General features: G+C 65.7%; 15 protein-coding genes. 8 read left to right on the top strand and 7 right to left on the bottom strand.

Features of this window, described 5'->3' with window-relative positions; translation table 11 throughout:
• Positions 1–68: 68 nt before the first annotated feature.
• The 6 genes from ugpC (at position 69) to argS (ending at position 7,486) form a co-directional block, all read left to right on the top strand.
• Positions 69–1,196 carry a sn-glycerol-3-phosphate ABC transporter ATP-binding protein UgpC gene (gene ugpC, locus IPK69_10620; GenBank protein QQS08438.1) on the top strand — a complete coding sequence of 376 codons (1,128 nt, stop codon included), beginning with the start codon at positions 69–71 and terminating at the stop codon, positions 1,194–1,196.
• A 179-nt stretch (positions 1,197–1,375) separates the two neighbouring features.
• A complete protein-coding gene (locus tag IPK69_10615) occupies positions 1,376–2,095 on the top strand; it encodes a hypothetical protein (GenBank protein ID QQS08437.1) in 720 nt (239 codons plus the stop codon).
• A 207-nt stretch (positions 2,096–2,302) separates the two neighbouring features.
• Positions 2,303–3,118 carry a glycosyltransferase family 2 protein gene (locus IPK69_10610; GenBank protein ID QQS08436.1) on the top strand — a complete coding sequence of 272 codons (816 nt, stop codon included), beginning with the start codon at positions 2,303–2,305 and terminating at the stop codon, positions 3,116–3,118.
• A 35-nt stretch (positions 3,119–3,153) separates the two neighbouring features.
• On the top strand, positions 3,154–4,557 hold the full coding sequence (locus IPK69_10605; GenBank protein QQS08435.1) for a hypothetical protein: 1,404 nt from the start codon (positions 3,154–3,156) through the stop codon (positions 4,555–4,557).
• The gene (locus tag IPK69_10600) at positions 4,554–5,573 is read left to right on the top strand and encodes a hypothetical protein (protein QQS08434.1); all 1,020 of its coding nucleotides are present in this window, start codon (positions 4,554–4,556) and stop codon (positions 5,571–5,573) included. The genes IPK69_10605 and IPK69_10600 overlap by 4 nt, the downstream gene beginning before the upstream one ends.
• Positions 5,570–7,486, top strand: a complete 1,917-nt coding sequence (argS, locus tag IPK69_10595) for an arginine--tRNA ligase (GenBank protein ID QQS08433.1) — start codon at positions 5,570–5,572, stop codon at positions 7,484–7,486. Before IPK69_10600 ends, argS begins: the two co-directional genes overlap by 4 nt.
• A gap of 179 nt (positions 7,487–7,665) precedes the next feature.
• Here argS and IPK69_10590 read toward each other — a convergent pair whose 3' ends face one another.
• The 7 genes from IPK69_10590 to bamD form a co-directional block, all read right to left on the bottom strand.
• Positions 7,666–8,475, bottom strand: a complete 810-nt coding sequence (locus IPK69_10590; protein QQS08432.1) for a hypothetical protein — start codon at positions 8,473–8,475, stop codon at positions 7,666–7,668.
• Positions 8,476–9,186 (bottom strand): hypothetical protein, encoded by a 711-nt coding sequence (locus IPK69_10585; protein QQS08431.1) that lies wholly within the window; start codon positions 9,184–9,186, stop codon positions 8,476–8,478.
• A gap of 263 nt (positions 9,187–9,449) precedes the next feature.
• The gene (locus tag IPK69_10580; protein ID QQS08430.1) at positions 9,450–10,796 is read right to left on the bottom strand and encodes a hypothetical protein; all 1,347 of its coding nucleotides are present in this window, start codon (positions 10,794–10,796) and stop codon (positions 9,450–9,452) included.
• Between the two features lie 183 nt (positions 10,797–10,979).
• Positions 10,980–11,912 (bottom strand): YdcF family protein, encoded by a 933-nt coding sequence (locus tag IPK69_10575; protein QQS08429.1) that lies wholly within the window; start codon positions 11,910–11,912, stop codon positions 10,980–10,982.
• Positions 11,913–11,967: 55 nt separating this feature from the next.
• On the bottom strand, positions 11,968–13,665 hold the full coding sequence (ftsH, locus tag IPK69_10570) for an ATP-dependent zinc metalloprotease FtsH (GenBank protein QQS10468.1): 1,698 nt from the start codon (positions 13,663–13,665) through the stop codon (positions 11,968–11,970).
• 784 nt (positions 13,666–14,449) lie between these two features.
• Positions 14,450–15,001 carry a hypothetical protein gene (locus IPK69_10565; GenBank protein QQS08428.1) on the bottom strand — a complete coding sequence of 184 codons (552 nt, stop codon included), beginning with the start codon at positions 14,999–15,001 and terminating at the stop codon, positions 14,450–14,452.
• Positions 14,998–16,059 (bottom strand): outer membrane protein assembly factor BamD, encoded by a 1,062-nt coding sequence (gene bamD / locus IPK69_10560; protein QQS08427.1) that lies wholly within the window; start codon positions 16,057–16,059, stop codon positions 14,998–15,000. The genes IPK69_10565 and bamD overlap by 4 nt, the downstream gene beginning before the upstream one ends.
• 188 nt (positions 16,060–16,247) lie before the next feature.
• Between bamD and IPK69_10555 the strand changes: the two genes are divergently transcribed.
• Together IPK69_10555 and IPK69_10550 are read left to right on the top strand one after the other, a co-directional pair.
• On the top strand, positions 16,248–16,769 hold the full coding sequence (locus IPK69_10555) for a copper-binding protein (protein ID QQS08426.1): 522 nt from the start codon (positions 16,248–16,250) through the stop codon (positions 16,767–16,769).
• Between the two features lie 320 nt (positions 16,770–17,089).
• Complete coding sequence (locus IPK69_10550) at positions 17,090–18,319, top strand: hypothetical protein (GenBank protein QQS08425.1); 1,230 nt, start codon at positions 17,090–17,092, stop codon at positions 18,317–18,319.
• Positions 18,320–18,421 lie beyond the last annotated feature (102 nt).

Genomic DNA, 18,421 nt, shown 5'->3' with positions numbered 1-18,421 from the left:
GCGGCCGGGACGCCTGATCCAATGTCGAATCACGTACCGCCGGCTTGGAATCGGGTACGATGCCCATCATGGCGAGCGTGGCTCTTTCTTCTGTCCGCAAGACCTATCCGGGTGGTTTCGAGGCCGTCAGGGGCGTGTCACTGAACATCCCCGATGGTGAGTTTGTGGTGCTGGTCGGCCCTTCGGGGTGTGGCAAGAGCACGACCCTGCGCATGGTCGCGGGGCTGGAGGACATCACCGACGGGACGGTCTCCATCGGCGACCGCGTGGTGAACCAGGTCCACCCCAAGGACCGCGACATCGCGATGGTCTTCCAGAACTATGCGCTGTATCCGCACATGACCGTGCGGGCGAACATGGCCTTTGCGCTCAAACTCCGCGGGACGCCCAAGGCCGAGATCGAGACTCGCGTGCGAGACGCCGCGAGGCTGCTGGGGATCGAGGAACTCCTGGATCGCAAGCCGAAGGCTCTGTCGGGCGGGCAGCGCCAGCGAGTGGCCCTTGGGCGGGCGATCGTGCGCAGCCCGCGGGCGTTCCTGTTTGACGAGCCGCTCTCGAACCTCGACGCGAAACTCCGCGTGACGACACGGGCGGAACTCAAGAGCCTCCACCAGCGCCTGAAGACCACGACGATCTATGTCACGCACGACCAGGAAGAGGCGATGACGCTGGGGGACCGGATCGTGGTGATGTCGGCGGGGGTGATCCAACAGGCCGCCCCGCCGCTGGAGGTCTATCGCCACCCGGCGAACCGGTTCGTCGCGGGGTTTGTGGGGACGCCACCGATGAACTTTCTGGAGGGCGTGCTGGAGGCGTCGGGCGATGACGTGGCATTCCGCGAGGACGGCTCGGGTGGACTCGTCGTCACGCTCACGCGTGAGCAGAGCGCCAAAGTTCGCAACCGTGCCCGGCAGCGAGTCGTTCTTGGAATTCGGCCTCAGCATCTCATCGACCGGCCGCCGACGACGATGCCGAGCGGGGCCTTCAAGGTTCGCGTGGTTGAGCCGCTGGGCGACACGATGGATCTGACGTGCGTCTCACCCGGTGGGAAACAAGTCGTGGCGCGGGTCCCGGCGAGCGTGACGCATTCGTCGGGGGAGACGGCGACGCTTGGCGTTGATGCCGCGTTGGTCCATGTCTTTGAGCCTGGGGAATATGGCGCGAATCTCACGCTGGGCGTGCAGACTCGGGCGTAGGAGGCGTGGCACGCATCATGGCGAAGAAGGCGAAGACGACCAGCTCCGGCAAGTCCGTTGCGACAAACGCGGCAAGGGATCCCAAGAGGGCGCCAGCCAAGGCCGCGGCCCGTCCGAAAGTGCCGGGGGGTGGGAGGCCATCGTCTGGCGCTCGTGGCGTTCGGTCGGGCGCGGGGCCCATGGCATCGATGGCTCACACGGGTCGGCTCGATATGGCGAATGTGGCCGCCGCTCGTGAACTGTTTTGGAACAACATCATCCGTGAGATCCTGACCTCGCTCTCAGTGCTGTCGGCGCGGATCGGGGCCCGCCGACCGTCGCCGAGCTCGCCCGCGAAGCCGCCGAAACTCGCGGCAGAGTCCGGCGGCGTGGGGAGCGCGTTCGAGGACGACGACGATCTCGAGAACTCCGGCGGGCCGGTGCTGACGTCGATCACGAGCATGGCGGATTCGGCGAGCAACGCGGGCGAGGGCGAGGGTCAGGATCAGCGGGCCCTTGCGACCAGACCGAGCGGGCCCGAGGCGCTCTTCGATGGACGGCTGGCCGTGATCACGACGCTCGGGCAGCGCATCCCGATCGCCGAGGTCAGTCCGGTCTTTGCGTGCGGCGTGCCGGGGCCTGGCGGGAAGCACTGGCTCTCGACGGCCATCGAGTGCACCGTCTTTGAGATCCGGACGCCCGCGGGCGAGGTCTTCACGCTCCCCGTGCACGAGATCCGGGCGTTCCACTCGCTGACGGATGAACTCATGCAGAAACTCGTCGAGTCCTCTCGTGAGGAAGCGGGTGAGACGGCCCAGGAAGCGCCATTCGGGTTCGCGGCGTTCACCTCGCTCGCCCGAGGCTCGGAAGGGTCAGGGGAGTCCGAGCACACGTATGAGCCGGGGTACTTTGGGGAGTAAGGCCAGGGGCTGGAATCAACCAGCAAGGATGGCTGGGGGTGTCACGCGTGTTGGTGAGGCGTTCGGTTTGGTGTTGATGGGTCCACTGACAGGACTTCTGGGACCGATGGGCGTGTCGGCTCGCCGGCGATGCACGAAACCCGGCGTCGGGTTCGGCATCGGAAGCGGGCAGTGGTGGTTTGATCTGATCCTCTCGTGGAGTTTCGCATGGCACGAACGCTGGTCGCTATTCCGGTCTACAACGAGGCGAAGTATGTCCGGCGCGTGCTTGATCGCGTGCTCTCCTTTGCCCAGCATGTCCTGGTGATCGACGACGGCTCGACCGACGACACCCCCCACTACCTCGCCGACGCCCCGGTGGACATGATCCGGCACGTGCGGAATCGCGGGTATGGGCGGGCGATGCGCGACTCGTTCCGATGGGCGATCCAAGAGGGGTACGACTGGCTGATCACGATGGACTGCGACGAGCAGCACGAGCCCGAGTCGATCCCGCACTTCATCAAGGCCGCGGCTCAACTCGACGTGGATGTCATCAGTGGCTCGCGGTACATGGGCCATGACGCCGCCGGACACGACGCGTCGGCCGCGCCCGCGGATCGGCGAGCGATCAATCGGACCATCACCAGAGAGATCAACGACCGATTCGCGGGGCGTCTGGGCGCGACGATCACCGATGCGTTCTGCGGATTCAAGGCGTACCGCGTCGAGACGCTGCGGTCGCTCCGCCCGTCCGTGAGCGGATATGCGTTCCCGATGCAGTTCTGGGCGCAGGCGGCGGCCCGGGGGCTCCGCGTCGCGGAACTCCCGGTGAGTCTCATCTACAACGACCCGAACCGGACGTTTGGCGAGGTGCTGGATAATCCGGAGATTCGGCTGGCGCACTATCGCCAGGTGATGCACCGCGAGATCTGTCGCCAGGCCGACCACCTGCCGCAAGAGGCTCTCGCGGGTCTTGATATCTGCGGGACGCGGGCGATGCGTCACCTCGGCGCGTCGGCGATGGCGGACGAGAAGGCCTGAGCACGCCGGTGCCGATCGCGTCCAATACTCCTGACGTGCCCCTTCGTTCAGAGATCGAGAGCGTCCGCGTGGCCCCCGAGGGATCCGCGTGGTCTCGTGCGCTCCGCGCTGGTGGAGGCGTCCGCAGTGAAGCGATCGACGAGGGGGCGCGGACGTTCCGCGAGGCGCTGGGGCTTCCTGTGGATCGCGCGATCGTGATGAGTGGGCACCAGCCGACGCTGTGGCACGCGGGGATCGCGGCGAAGTGGCTAGCGATCGGAGCGGCGGTCAACTCGTGGGGCGCGACTCCGGCGTGGGTGGTCGTGGATCATGATGCCGTCGCACCTCTCACGCTCGACGTGCCCACGATCGATGGCGACGGAGTCGTTCGGCGCGTGCGTGTGCTCCCCGAGCGGGGCGAGGCGCGGGGACGAGCGGCGTGCGATCGCCCGGCGGTGTCCACGCGGGGCGTGCGTGTGCCAAATGATGTGCCTGTGGAGATCCGGGATCGGGTGGCTCGCGCACTAGAGTTGATCGAATCCCAGGCGGATGCGCCGGACGCGGGCACGCAGGCGACGCGAGTGATGCTGGAGTTTCTGCGGAGATTCTCGGCTACGCCGACGATCGTTCGGGCGACGTCGCTCCTGGACGCGCCCGTGACAAGGGACATTGTGGAGCGGATGTCGAGCGAGGCCGGTGCGTGCGTTATGGCATACAACGCCGCAGCATTGAAGCATCGCGCGACGCGCGTGCGACCGTTGCGGATCGCCGGCGATGAGATCGAACTCCCGCTGTGGAGCCTGGAACGAGACTCGACGCGACGGCCCGTGTACGCGAGCCAGGTTCGATCGCTTCTGGCGGATCGAGATGCCCGGCTTGTGCCGCGGGCGCTCCTGCTCACGTACCTCCTCCGGCGATACGCGTGCGATCTATTCGTGCACGGGACCGGCGGCGGCGGAGACGAGGGGCACGAGGGATACGACGCCGTGATGCACGATTGGATCGCCGGGTGGCTTGGTGGAGGTGCGTGGCTCGCGCCGATGGGCGTGGCGACGGCGACCGTTCGACTGGACCTTCCCGCCAACGACGACGCGGATCGGCTCGCGTGGGTGGCGCACGCAGCGAGGCACAACCCGGTGCTCGCGGATTCGGCGGAGAGTGCCGCGGCTCAGGAGACGAAGTTCGAGCGCGTCGGCCTGATCGCGCGAAGCACGGATCGTGACGAGCGGGCGCGGCTGTATCGCGAGATGCACGCGGGGCTGGCCGAGTTCCGATCGAGGCACGCGGGCACTCTTGCGGATCTGGACGCACGAGCCATCGCGAGCAGGGCTTCGGGCGCGTCGATCGCCCGGAGTCGGACGTGGAGCGTGCTGCTCCACGACACGCGCGCGCTCGACGAACTCCGTGATCGTGTGCGTCTCACGCTGCTTCAGGGCACGCACTTGGGGAGCATTGGATGATGGGCTCTCTTTCCATCGATCGATGTGTCGACGAGCCCGCGCGGTGGGTGGTCCGTGTCGTCGTTGCGCTTGCTGTCTTCGTGGTTGTGTGTGTTGCCGGGTGTGAACGGCGATCGTCGGGAACGCCGGCGACGGGCGAGAGCCATGGCGACACATCGCCGACGGACGGACGAGAGGCGTCGAGCCAACTACGGATCGTCTCGCTCAGCCCGGCGGTGTCGGCGATCCTGAGAGATCTTGATCTTCAGGAGCGAGTCGTCGGGCGATCGTCGTACGAGATCGCCCTGCCACGAACGCTGGAGATCTGTGGCGATCAGGCGGGGATCGACTTTGAGGCGCTGCTTCGGGTTCACCCGACGCACATCATCACGCAATGGGGCTCTCGCGAGTTGCCGCCGCGGCTGAAGGAACTCGCGCGGGCGAACCACTGGACGTTGCACGATGTCGGGCTTGTGCGGCTCGACGACATTCCGCGCGTCACGCTCGAACTCTCGGCGTGGCTCTCGCCCGAGGACGCGTCGCGAGGTGCAGCGCTCGCCGATCGCATGACCAAAGCGTGGCGGCGGCGCGACGGGCTGGAGGGCGCGGGGAAGATCCTACTGCTCGCCTCGGTCGATCCGCCGACCGCCCTCGGACCGGGTTCGTTCCATCATGATCTGCTCGTGCGGCTCGGTGGCGTGCCCGCGATGGCGGAGGGTTTGGCGTACATGCGGCTGGACCACGAGGACCTGGTGCGGCTCGCGCCCGATGGGATCGTGCTCTTCTCGCCGCGGGGGCCGGATGAGCCAGCTCGTGATTCCCCCACCGCTCTTGAATCGATGGGTCCGCTCTCTCGACTAGATCTGCCGTCCATTCGGTCCGGGCGCGTCGCGATCGAGAGTGACCCGCTCTGTCAGACGCCGAGCACGGCGTTGATCGACGTGGGCGAGCGACTGGCCCGCACGCTGGAGTCGTGGCGTGACGCGCGAAAGGGCACACCGAAACCGGCAGACGCCGCGAATACCATCCGCCCATGACTCACGGCACACCACCCGGCGGGCACGATCCCGTCGCGATTCTTGGCGATCGATTCATCCGCGCGATCCACGCCGCGTTCCCGGAACTCACGGGCGACGTCGATCCATTGATCGTCGCGAGCAAGGCCGGCGCGAAGAATGCCGCGACCGGAGACTTCCAGTGCAACGTGGCGATGGGCCTCTCCAAGCGAGTCGGCAAGCCGCCGCGTGAGGTGGCGAAGGCGATCGTCTCGAAGGTCGATGTTCGAGACGTGGCGTTGCCTCTCGACGAGGCGTCGATTGGAGGGCCGGGATTCATCAACATCACGCTCGATCCCGACGCGCTCTCGGCGATGCTCGCGGCTCTCGACACGCCTTCGCTCGGCGTCACCCCGTCATCACACCCCGAGCGGATCGTCGTCGATCTCTTCGGCGTGAACCTCGCCAAGCAGATGCACGTGGGACACCTGCGCTCGCCCTTCATCGGCGATGCGATCGCGCGCACGCTCGAGCGGCTCGGGCACACCGTCATCCGCCAGAATCACGTCGGGGACTGGGGCCTGCCCATCGCGATGGTGACAGCACGCCTCATGCGTCAGCAGGAACGCGGCGAGATCGATCTCAACACTCTCACGCTTGACGACCTTGATCGCAACTACAAACTCGCCCAGGCCGAGTGCCAGCGCGACATGGCGGGGCTGGAGGCCGCCAAACGCTTCGGCATGGGCCCGAAGGCGATCGCCGAACTCGAGGCCCAGGTCGAGGGCGCGACCGAGGCCTTCACGCACGCACGCGAGACGCTCGTCGCGCTGCAGCGCAAGGAGCCCAGGACCTTTGGCGTCTGGCAGCGCCTCGCCGATGTCACGATGTCGGTGTGTCTGAGCGTGGCGAAGAGATTGAATGTCAACGTCACAGCGGAGCACTCGGCGGGGGAATCGAGTTATGCCGAGGAACTCCCCGGGCTGGTCGCCGACCTCGAGTCGCGAGGCGTGGCGCAGGTCGATCAGGGCGCTCTCGTGGTGCGGCTTGAGGAGCCCACGTACGGCGGGATCAAGGAGCCGTGCCTGATCCGCAAGACCGACGGCGGATATCTCTATGCGACGACGGACCTCGCCGCCATCCGCCGGCGCGTGCAGACGATGCACGCGACGCGACTGATCTATGTGATCGACGCGAGACAGAATCTGCACCTGCGCCAGGTCTTTGGGGCGTCGGCGAAGGCTGGATACGCCACGATTCCGGGAACGGATCGAGTCGCGGTCATGGAGCACGCGGCGTTCGGCTCGGTGCTGGGCGAGGACGGGCGACCCTTCAAAACACGATCGGGCGAGAGCGTGAACTTGCAGTCGCTCATCGACGAGGCGGTCTCGCGGGCACGCGTCGCGGTGGAGTCGCGGGCGGCCACCGCCGAGCCGCCGCTCACGCCCGACGAGATCTCGCGCACCGCCGAGGCGATCGGGGTGACGGCGATGAAGTACGCCGACCTCTGCAACGACCGAATCAAGGACTACGTCTTCTCGTTCGACCGGATGCTCTCGTTCGAGGGGAACACCGGGCCGTATCTGCTCTATGCGCTGGTGCGGATCAAGAGCATTTTCCGGAAGGCGGCGGCCCGTGGCATCCCCACGACCCAGACCGATCTCGTGTCGACGCCGATCACGCTCCAGGAGCCCGCGGAGAAGGCGCTCTCGCTCACGCTGCTGGGTTACTCGAGCGCGCTCGAGGGCGTGACGGCGTCGCTCGAGCCGCACCGGCTCTGCACGTATCTCTTCACGCTCGCGGGAACATTCAGCACGTTCTTCGACCAGTGCCCCGTGCTGGCGGCTTCGGACGAGGACACGCGACGATCGCGGCTGCGTCTCTGCCATCTGACGGCCCGGGTTCTCGAAGATGGGCTTGGCGTGCTGGGAATGCCCACGGTCGAGCGGATGTGAGGCGATGTGCCGAGGTGGTGCCGGGATTCGTGCGTGAAGATGAACCAGATCGCTACCGCGTGGAGTGGAGGGTGGGGAGAAGTGGAACCCCACGCGGAGCGTGGGGGTACCCGGGATCGTCCAATGACAAACGGGTGACGATTTCTCGCCACCCGTGTGAGATGTGTTCGGAATCCGGATCAGTCGTAGAGACCGGAGACGGGGGGGAGATCGACGCTCTTGGCCGAGCGAAGGTGGACGTTGGTGCGGAGGGTGAAGGCCGCGCTGTCGCCGCGCTGTGCGTAGAAGAGTTGGACACGGACGGTCTTGTCGCCGAGTTCGAGTCGATCGAACTCGAGGTACTGTCCGCCCGACCCGCTGCCGCTGGTGGTGCCCATATCCATGACGAGTTTGCCATCGACGAAGAGCCAGGCGTCGCCGTCGCCGGCGACCTCGATGAACTGCCCGCCGCAGGCCTTGCAGTCCATCTCGGCGTCGATCACCATCGTGAACCCGCGGTTGTGCGCGGCGCCCATGTTGCCATAGAGCATGTCGTCGATGGGGTGGAGGTCGGGCGTCGAGTAGGAATAGACCCCGGTCGCCGGATCGAGCATCATCTTGAGAGTGTGCTTGGCGGCGAGGTTCTGCCCGCTCACGTTGGTGAACCACTGGGAGAAACTGTTGGACGAGGTGATCGAGCCGCTATTGGCCGAACCGAGGCGAGCCGCCGTATCGCTGAGCGCAAGACATCCGCCCGTCGTACCGGTTGTCGTGGTGTTGAAGTACGACGGATCGCTCGCGAGTTCAACCAGGACAACGAGGTCCTGGAGGTCGAACGCCGAGTTGCTCTGGTTCGAGGTATACAACTCGAAGAGGTAGACGACCTGGTTGTCCTTCAGTTTGATTTTGCCCGAGGCGTCCGTCGTGGTGCTGAGCATCTGGGCGACGGAGGTCTGCTTGCCGAATCCCGCGACCGTCGGGACCGTGTCGCCGTTGCGGAGCGCGATCACCTAGGCACTGCCGGCGCTGGAGTTCGCCTCCATGAGCGTCTTCCATCCCGAGTCCACGGTCGAGGCCTGGTTGCCCGAGACCGGCTCCCAACTCTTGCCGTTGACGGCGACGTACGAGCCCGGCTGGATCATCACGGGAAGGACCGTGTATCGCGGGTTGTTCTTGTCGTCGACATTTCCTGTAGTCGGGCTGTTGTACGGGCCGAACGGCTCGAAGGTGGATCCATTGGCGAGGATCTGCGTGGTCACGGGATAGATGAGGTTGCCACTATACAACTCGGACCCGATCACGGTGATCTTCGCCGCCATCGGCTCGTTCGCGACGACGCGGTCGCCCGAGATCGAGAAGGACGACACCGCGTGAGCCTTGACGGCGCCAGGCGGGATCGTGCGACCCTTGGAGTCACGCGCGGGCGAGTCCACGACCTTGCCACCGCCGGTATAGACCGGGGCGCCCGTGCCGTCGAGCGTGGTCGAGACGTTTCCCGCGGTGGGGCGAGCGCCCGACATCACGTGTGACTGGAAGTCGGCGCTGCCCGAGTTGAAGTCACGGACGATCGTGATCAGCGGATAACTGGCCGGTGGCGAGTTCTGGGCCGCGGCGTTCTTGGGTCCGCGACCGGCAAAGAACGCCGCGACGCCCGCGAGGGCGATCAGCGTCGCCGCGGCGGCTCGACGATTCAGCCACGAGCAATTCCCATTCTTTTCCATCGACATCCTCCCAGAGTGAGCGACGCCGACGCGGGAAAGCGACACTGCTCTTCCGATTCGACGGGCATGGGCCGCTCGTGGAGGATCCCTGATCCCTCCGCCCGCGGCTTCGACTCACCATCGGAGATCTGCGATACGGTGTGTGGAAATGCCACCCCGTCGGGGGTGGTGGAAGCGACGGCGTGGCGATCGCGCGGGTCGCATCGATCGTGCGGGCATTCAATTACCTTGGCGCGTGACCGAGAATGTCGCGGTCCGAGAAATCACTTGCCCGCGGGGGAGAGTTCGGCCTTCTTCTCTTCGAGCAGTTTCACGCGGCCGAGCAACTCGTCGCGACGCGCGGCTTGCTCCTTGGTCAACTCGCCCGGCAACTTCGCCAGGATCGCCCGGGATTTGGCCGGCTCACGACAGAGCATCTCGCACTCGGCGTGCATCAGGCGAGACTCGATCTCCGCGGCACCTGCCAAAGGTGTCTTCGCGTCGATGCACGCCCGTACGAACCGGTCCAGTTCCGACGCCGCGCTCGTCGCACGCGCCTTGATCCGCTCGTGACCCTGCTCATGCCGCGCCGAGTTGAGGAGCGTCACCGCCTTGAGCGCCCGCCCATCGAGGACCGTGGGGTCGTCGGAGATAGCCCGGTCCATTTCCTGCATCCCCTGCCCATAGTGCTTCATGCCCTCCTTAAAATCGCCCTTGGCGAACCACTCGCTGCAGCGAATCGTGCGCAGGAAGCCGCGCCAGGCCCTCGAACTCGCGTCGGCGGCATCGGCCTCGAGGCGCGCATCCACCACCGCGATCGCGCGGTCGAGCGCCTTGTAATCGCCACGCCCGCCCGCGCGGATGTCCTTGACCAGCGGCTTCACCCACTCGACCTCACGGAGCACCAGGGCCGAGTCGATCGTCAGCAGCGTCGTGTCCTTGGGCCTTCGCGCGGCGTCCTCGGCCTGTGATTTCTTGAGCTGTTCGCCCGCCATCAACTTGTACTTGTCCGCTTTGGCTTTGTCGCCCAGACGTTCCCACCCGTCGCTCAGCCACGCCGCGATCATCCGCGACTCCGACGCGGGGACGCGCTCGTTCGGATCGTTGACGAGCACGAGCGCGAGTTCGAGATCCTCGACGGCGGTCTTGAGCGCCTTGGCCTTGCTCTCGGGATTGGGGTCATAGACCGACGACTCGAGCATGGTCTTGCCACGGACCATGCGCACGACGGGGTTGTCGCCCTGGAGTTCGACAGCATGGTTCAGCCCTGCGACACCCTCGGTCCACAGGCGCATGCCCTCCTGCGGATTGCCCGAGGCGAACGCCTGCCCGCAACTCGCGGTCATGCCCGAGCCGCGCCACGCCATGGCCTCGGCGTTGTTCGGATTCTGTCGAAGAATCTCATCCGTCGCGGCGATCGCCCGGGTCATGGCCTCGGTGTCGCCATCGAACCCGCGGAGGAAGTCCTCCATCACGTTCCGGGGCACGCCCGAATCCGCAGGTTGCCCGGCGGCGGCTGGTGTCGTGGCCGGGGGTTGTCCACCGCCAGACTCCTGAGCATGGCACACACCGATTGGAGCGCCAACCAAGGCGAGCAGCACGAACCCGGCGGTCATTCGACGATTCGACATGGAAAACCTCCTCGTGCCCCCCCCCGTCCTATCTCTCCGAAGCCCGTTTGACGGACATCCTGGCAAGGAACCCTAGACACACTGGTTCGGAAAGGCCGAGTTCGGGTTTCAGGGCCGATTTCGGGCGAATGTTCGCATCACAGAATCGCGTTTCGCACGATCGTTCGCCACCATGCCGCCGACTCACGGAACATGAACCACGGGAGCGCCTTCAGGATCCGCCCGCGTTGACTGGCCGGGACGGTGCGCACGTCGAGCCCCAGGCGCGAGGCCTCCAGCCGGATCCTTGGCACGTGATAGAAATGGCTCACCGCAATTGCACGCGTGAATCCGCGGCTCTCGGGCGAGGTGTGCCGCGAACTCGACGGAGTCGCGGGTGCTCATGCCATTCCGATCGACGATGATCTGGCCCTCGTCGAGTCCCTGCTCGAGCGCAATCCGGCGCATGACATCGGTCTCGTGGAAATCGCCATCACCTGGACCGCCCGAGACGACGAGCACCGGTGCGAAACCTTCGCGAATGACGTCACAGGCCGCCAGCATCCGATCCTCGAGCGCATCCGACGCGCGTCCGTCGGCATACGCACGCGCTCCAAAGACAAGTGCCATGTCGCTGGGTTGGCGGTAATCGGTTCGACCCGCAAAGATCATCACACCGAACGGAAACATCGCGGCCCACACACCCGACATCACAACAACACCGGCAAGCCAACGCCAGGACGTGTCGAGGGCGCGGAGGCGGAGCGCCGCCAACATCGCCGCACCCGCCACGACGATCGAGAATGGCACAGGCAGAAGGGAGTCGATCTCGTGTGCGTGGATCAACCTCCAGAATCGGATGGAATCGACGCACGCCCACAACGCGAGCATGGCCAGACCCACCCGTGCGATCCGTATGCCCAGTGGCGTCGATCGAACTCCGCCAACAATCAACGCTGCGGCCAGCCCGACAAGGATTGGAATCCCCGCGACGCCGAAACGCCGGGCATCAACCAGGATCGCCCCCGCCTCGGCCCATCCGCGGGCTGTCCCCACCGCTCCGATCGCGAGCAGCATCCCGGCAAACAACGCCATTCCACGGAGCAGCGATTGCTCGACGAAATGCAGACGCTTCATGGCGTCAGGATCGGCCACCCGCGACCACGAGCGAGAGTAAGACCACGAGATCGAGTTATGCGGGCGTCGGCATCGTCCCCGGCGGCAAGTCGGGCGGGGCGTCGCCGGCCCGCGGCGCCTTGGGGTCCGCCGGCTTTCGTGACTCGGCCTTTAAGATCTCGCTCACCGTCGGTCGCGTGAGCAACTCGCCCCGCATCAGGCGGTGGACCTCATCGCCCGAGAGCGTCTCGTGCTTCAGGAGCGCCTCGGCGACCGCGATGACCTTCTCCCAGTTGTCCTCGAGGATCCGAGCGGCGTCGTTGAACGCCTCGTCCACGAGGCGCTTGACCTCGTGATCGATCTCACTCGCGGTGTCCTCCGAGAAATCCCGCTCGGCGATGTACCGCTCGCGCGTGTCCACGCCGTGGTACCGCACAAACCCGAGCCGGTCGCTCATGCCCCATTCCAGGACCATCGCCCGGGCGATCCCCGTGATCTGGAGGATGTCCTGCGACGCGCCGGAGGAGATATCGCCGGTCGCCTTCTCCTCGGCGATGCGGCCGCCGCACGCGATTCGCATGTGGGCGTTGAGCCAGCGCCGCCCGTATCCGTGTCGATCCTTCTCGGGGAGGCTGAACGACGCCCCGCCATAGTTCCCCCGCGGGATGATCGTGACCTTGTGGAGCGGGTCGGCGTCCTTGAGTAACGCGTTGAGCACGGCGTGCCCGGCCTCGTGGTACGCCGTCGCCCGATTCTCTTCGGCCTCCCGCACGCGGCTCTTCTTGGCGCGACCGAACTTCACCTTGTCGCGGGCCTCCTCGAGGTCCTCGTGCTCAACGAAGTCCTTCTCCTGCATCGTCGCGGAGATCGCCGCCTCGTTAATGATCGCGGCAAGGTCCGCGCCGCTGAACATCGGCGTGCCGCGAGCGACACGCTCGAGGTCCACGTCCGGGCCCATCTTCACCTTCTTCGCGTGCACGCGGAGGATCTCCACGCGCCCCTTGATGTCCGGGAGCGGGACCGTCACCTGGCGATCAAATCGGCCCGGGCGGACGAGCGCGGGGTCGAGCACGTCGGCCCGGTTGGTGGCAGCGATCACGATCACGCCGTCGCTGGGCGTGAAGCCGTCCATCTCCACGAGGATCGCGTTGAGCGTCTGCTCGCGCTCATCGTGCCCGCCCGTGTTGTAGCCGCTGCCACGCCGGCGCCCGACCGCGTCGATCTCATCCAGGAAGATAATGCACGGCGCCGACTCCTTGGCCTGCTTGAACAGATCCCTCACCCTGCTGGCGCCCACACCCACGAACATCTCGACAAAGTCCGACCCGGAGATCGAGAAGAAGGGCACATCGGCCTCCCCCGCGATCGCCTTGGCGAGCAGCGTCTTCCCGCACCCCGGCTCGCCGACGAGCAGCACGCCGCGCGGGATGCGTCCGCCGAGTTTCGCGAATCGCTTGGGGTTCTTGAGGAACTCGATGATCTCGTGGACCTCCTCCTTGGCCTCGTCTACACCCGCGACGTCGGCGAAGTTCACGCCGGTCATCTCTTTGTTCAGCGTGCGGTGCCGGCTCTTGCCGAAGTTCCCCAGCATCCCTGCGCCCGCCCCGGCGCCACGCAGCATCCGGCCGATCAGGTACCACCCGAGGAGCACGATCAACAGGAGGGGCACAAAGGTATAGAACAGCGTGACCCAGGGCTTGGCCGCCACGCTCTTGACGTTCCCCGAGGTGATCCGCAGGACCCTCGCTCGTGATCGTCTCGCGTGTCGCCATATTGAGGGGGATGATGACGGCTGAGGTTTCCGAGCCGGTGAGTCTCGCCTCGATCGACTCGTCTCGAACGATCACCGAGTCGGTGTCGATCGAGTTGGGGTACAGGTTTGCGAACTCCTGCACCGTGATCTCACGCCCGCGATGCTGCGTGTTGAGCAGCATGAACGCGACCATGATGAGAACCATGAACGCCACGAGGCCGAAGAGCGAACGCGACGGCTGCGGTGTCGGCGGACGACCGCCCGGACCACCGCCACCCGGACCCTCACCACCAGAACCACCCGGGCCTGATCCCTTTGACACACGCGGGCGCGGCGTCCCCTGCCCATCGTCCGACGACGGACCGGGCGCGGCGAATCCAAACCGATCGAGAACGCGTTGTGCCAGCCCTGTGATCATCCTGCCTCGATTCACGTCCACTTCGAACGTCGCCCCTCACTCAGGGAAATTGGCGACCGTGTGTTCTTGAACTCCCTTTGTCGTGCTCCTGAAGCGTCCCTGTCGGACCGACTCCACTTCATCGTTCTTCGGTCCCACTCAGATACAGATGCAGCCCGAGGAGATAAGGTTCTCGGTCTTGCCCCCATCAACCTCCCCGGGTTGCCCAATCGGCCCAACTCTCCCTCACACAGAGTATAGGGATTTACCAAGGGTTCCCACACGGGAGCACCAAGTCATGGCACCACACCCAGTGTGGGTGACCTTCGACAACGTCCCATACGCAACTCGAACATCCAAAGTTCGTGTGGAGTGGGACGAGCAACTCGAATCGGCATTCGAGATCATCTACCACTGCGTCTGGAGTTCGCGAACGAGGTCCTTAGCGAGGCGGTCGATCGCCGCCCGCTCCCCCATAGCCAGCCGCTCACCGGTGCCGCGCGCAGGCACGAACGTGTCCACGGCGGCGAACCCGCGCCGGCTCACGAGCACGTCACCCGTCCGCTGATCGGTCCAGTCGAAGTCCACGCGGAGTTCGACGGCGAGTTGATCAACAAAGCCCGTTTGCGAGTCGCGGGCCGTCTGGTGGAGGTTCTCGCCGCGGATAACGCCCTTGAGTTGCGTGTCCGCCGCGCCGCTACTCACCACGCGCACGTCGGTGGAGCGTTGGAGTTCCTTGATGATCGCCTCGGTCAGCGTCGCCTCCATCCCCGGGGCGAACGTCGTGTTCTCGAACATCGGGACGGCAATCGTCCGCACGCGGCTCGTGCCGGCCGAGGACATCGTGCTGGCGAAGGAATAGCCCTTCGAAGGGTCGTTCGAGCACGCCGACAGCAACGACGCGCCCGTAGCGAAGACGACGAGAAGACCCACGGTCCGAATCGCGGCACATGGATTCATGGCGTGCCCTCTGGGCCTTCCTGCGGCGTCTCGACTGGAACACTCGGCATCGATTCGTTTGGATCCTTCTTTATCTCGGGTGCCGCCGGCCCGAGCAGAGTAGGGACGGACGAGCCATCTGGAGTCGTTTCGAGCGTGCTTGCGGCACCGGGCTTGGAGACCGCCCACCCCTTGTCCTTGAGGATCTCGAGGGCGCGGGCCGCGGCCGCCGTCTCGGGCGTGTCGCGGACGATGCGATTGAGGATGTATCGCGCGCCGACGTCGTCGCCGCGCTTCATAGTGAAGCGTGCCGTCTGCAGGCGCTGCTGGGCGATCGACTCGACGAGGCGCACCTCGAGCGCATCGCTGAGGCCCTTCTCTTCGGCCTCGCGCGGGAACTGCTCGGCGAACTCGCGCGTCAGCACGATCGCGTCCTTGTAGGGCGAGGCGTCGTAGCGAGGACCTTTCACCATCGCGATCGTCGCATAGATCCGGCGCTGCTTCGCGAGCGAGAGGTACTCGCTGCGCGGGAACATCGCCGTGAAGACGTCGTACGCCTGGATCGCCATCTTCAGGTCTCGATCGCGGAAGTAGTAATCGCCCAGCGCGAGCAACGCCCGCTCGAGCAGACGGCTGTTGGGCAGGCGCAGCCCGAGGCGATAGATGATCGCCTCGGCTACGGGCACGCCCGTATCGATCCGCACGCCCAGCACCTTGCGACGCCGCCCATTGAGGTACGTGTTCGCAATCTCGAACTCGCGCTCCAAGGCCGTCACAAAGTGCTCGGAGGATGGGAAGAGCGTGACCAACTGCTCATAGTCGCGTATGGCGGCCTCCTCGCGACCTTCGGCGAGTTTCGCGTCGCCTCGGAGCAGGTAGCCTTCCGCGGCATACGGGCTCTTCAGTGACCCCGGCTGCTCCAGCCAATTCGACAGGATCTCCTTGGCGACCGAGGGCTTGCCCGACGCGAGCGCCACTCGAGCCTCGGCGATCACCGCGGCATCCGTCCCCGCGTCCGGCGCCTTCACCTCCACCCACTGACCGCTCGCGTCGAGCGTGTACTCGCGCGATTGGGCCATCGCCGTTGACGAGATCGCACCGAGTGTCAATGCGATGCAGACCGCGAGTCCATGGACTGGCGTTCCACGCCGTCCGCAATGCCGCGGCACACGCACTAGTGCGTCACGTTCCGAGATTCGACTTCCGAATCGCTCCATGCCGCAAGCATAAGACTGGACCCGCCGTCATGCCGAACGAATCATTCTGCATGAAGACCACCACCGCCATCGTGCTCGCCGCGCTCGCCCTCGGCCTGATGCAGACCGCCTGCACCTCGCGAGACAAGGACTCGGAAGCCCCGATCAAGAAGCCCGCCGCCCAGGTCCACACCTACACCATGCGTGGCATCGTCGTCGCCCTCCCCACCACCGACGCTGAGACCGCCGCCAAGCGTCGCCCCTTGCGCATCCACCACGAGCCCGTCCACCCCTTCCACAATCGCGAGGGCAAGGACGTCGGCATGGGCGAGATGACCATGGAGTTCCCCTACCTCAAGAAGGGCGTCTCCCTCGAGGGTGTCAAGGTCGGCTCCAAGATCGAGTTCACCATGCGCGTGGATTACTCCAGCGATGAGCACTTCCTTATCGAATCGGTCAAGATCCTGCCGGACGACATCGCGCTGAAACTCAAGAACTCGACCGCGAAGCCGGGCACGCCCAAGCCGTCCGACGCCACGCCGACGCCGTCAGCCGCACCGACCGAAGAGCCAAAGCCCTCCGCAGGCTCATGAGGCCGGTTGCGACCGCCAGTTGGGCGAGAAAAAACCCGGCACTCAGCACGTTGCCGAGCACCGGGTCTCGTGGGGGTCTGGGTTGCGAGCCAAGGTTTTGAATCCTCGAGGCCCGGCATTGAAAGGGAATCTCCCTCTCATGCGGCATCCGATTCGCCCTCGTTCCGGGGCGGTTCCGGAGGACCGAAAAAATCTATGTCACAGATACCCAGTGAAAACCCCGGGCTTTCGGCCCCCTTCGATTTCGGGTATCGTGTCCTTCTGGTTCGTTCTTCGATTGTGCGAATTCAACGTAAATCCATGCATTTTCGGAGTTTGTGATGATACTCATTCGTCCCGCTGCGATCGTGCTAGCCCTGACCATCGCCGGATCGCTCGGATCGGGTGCACTTGGCCAGCGACGTTCAAATCGGGATTGGCCCGCGCCGACGCCGCCGACGCTGCAACCTGTGACCGCCGAGTCACGTGCCGCCGCCATTACCGAGGGCGTGAAACTGCTCCTGGCGAAGCAGGAAGCGGACGAGGCTTCCGGGGCGATCGCCCTGTGGCCGTATGAGGGCGTCTATCGCGTTCGGGGTGAGATCCCCGTCGGCTATCGCGTCGGCGGCACGAGCATCACCTGCCTGGCCCTCCTCCAGGCGCCGGGTCTTGCCGATGATGCCGACCGTCAGGCCGCCCTTGGCCGCAGCGCCAGGTTTGTGGTTGACGCCATCAAGCATCCGCTCATGGACCCCGGATACGACGGCGGATACGACGTCCGCGGCTGGGGGTACACCTATGGCCTGAAGTTCCTGCTCGCGTATCGGACGGCACTCAAGGTCCCCGATGACCTGGCCGTCGGCGTCGAGGACGCGATCCAGTTCTACATCCATGGCATCGAGCAGACGGAGATCCCCAAGGCCGGCGGGTGGAACTATGCGAGGCCTGCGGGGAAGGAGAAGGTCGCGCCGCCCTCGCCGTTCATGACCGGGCCGACGCTCGAGGCGCTGTATGAGGCGCACGCCGCGGGATATGACGTGGACGCGAAGGTCGTGTCGCGGGCGCTCGACGCGCTCGACGCGGCCCGCACACCCAGCGGGTCGTATGTCTACTCGGGGAGCGCCGGTCGTGGCGAGCCGACGCCGGGCTCGGTGGGGCGGATGCTTTCCGCCGAGACCGCGCTGTATCTCGCGGGGCGGAGCGACCAGACGCGTCTGCGCGGCGCGATCGACGCGTTCCTGGTCCACTGGCCCTGGCTCGACCAGCGCCGGCAGAAGAACGGCACGCACGAGGGCCCGTACGGGGTCGCGCCGTATTACTACTACTACGCCCACCTCGCCGCCGCCCGGGCGATCGAGATGCTCCCGGCGATGGAACGGGGCGAGTACCGCCGGCGCTACGCCGAGGTCCTCTTCGCCACACGCGAAGAGGACGGCTCGTGGAACGACCGCGTCTTCCCGAGATCGAGCGCCTTCGGGACGTCGATGGCGATGCTGAGCCTTATGGCGCCGGAGACGAAGGCGCCGGCGCGGTGGACCGTTGAGAACTCAAAGGTCGAGGCTGGCGAATAAACCGTCAGGCCCTTTATCAAAACGGGTGGTCCCAAGGTATTCCATGGTCATATTCGAAGGCCAATCTCCACACAGGCACCCGGTTGGACCCGAAGTCCGCAC

The sequence above is a fragment of the Phycisphaerales bacterium genome, from assembly GCA_016699835.1.
GTDB lineage: Bacteria > Planctomycetota > Phycisphaerae > Phycisphaerales > UBA1924.
This window is presented reverse-complemented; position numbering and strand designations above follow the sequence as displayed.

Bases quoted from the DNA above. Each gene is read 5' to 3' on its own strand.
- ugpC (QQS08438.1), top strand. From the start codon at position 69: ATGGCGAGCGTGGCTCTTTCTTCTGTCCGCAAGACCTATCCGGGTGGT.
- IPK69_10615 (QQS08437.1), top strand. From the start codon at position 1,376: ATGGCATCGATGGCTCACACGGGTCGGCTCGATATGGCGAATGTGGCC.
- IPK69_10610 (QQS08436.1), top strand. From the start codon at position 2,303: ATGGCACGAACGCTGGTCGCTATTCCGGTCTACAACGAGGCGAAGTAT.
- IPK69_10600 (QQS08434.1), top strand. From the start codon at position 4,554: ATGATGGGCTCTCTTTCCATCGATCGATGTGTCGACGAGCCCGCGCGG.
- argS (QQS08433.1), top strand. From the start codon at position 5,570: ATGACTCACGGCACACCACCCGGCGGGCACGATCCCGTCGCGATTCTT.
- IPK69_10585 (QQS08431.1), bottom strand. From the start codon at position 9,186: ATGGAAAAGAATGGGAATTGCTCGTGGCTGAATCGTCGAGCCGCCGCG.
- IPK69_10580 (QQS08430.1), bottom strand. From the start codon at position 10,796: ATGTCGAATCGTCGAATGACCGCCGGGTTCGTGCTGCTCGCCTTGGTT.
- IPK69_10575 (QQS08429.1), bottom strand. From the start codon at position 11,912: ATGAAGCGTCTGCATTTCGTCGAGCAATCGCTGCTCCGTGGAATGGCG.
- IPK69_10565 (QQS08428.1), bottom strand. From the start codon at position 15,001: ATGAATCCATGTGCCGCGATTCGGACCGTGGGTCTTCTCGTCGTCTTC.
- bamD (QQS08427.1), bottom strand. From the start codon at position 16,059: ATGGCCCAATCGCGCGAGTACACGCTCGACGCGAGCGGTCAGTGGGTG.
- IPK69_10555 (QQS08426.1), top strand. From the start codon at position 16,248: ATGAAGACCACCACCGCCATCGTGCTCGCCGCGCTCGCCCTCGGCCTG.
- IPK69_10550 (QQS08425.1), top strand. From the start codon at position 17,090: ATGATACTCATTCGTCCCGCTGCGATCGTGCTAGCCCTGACCATCGCC.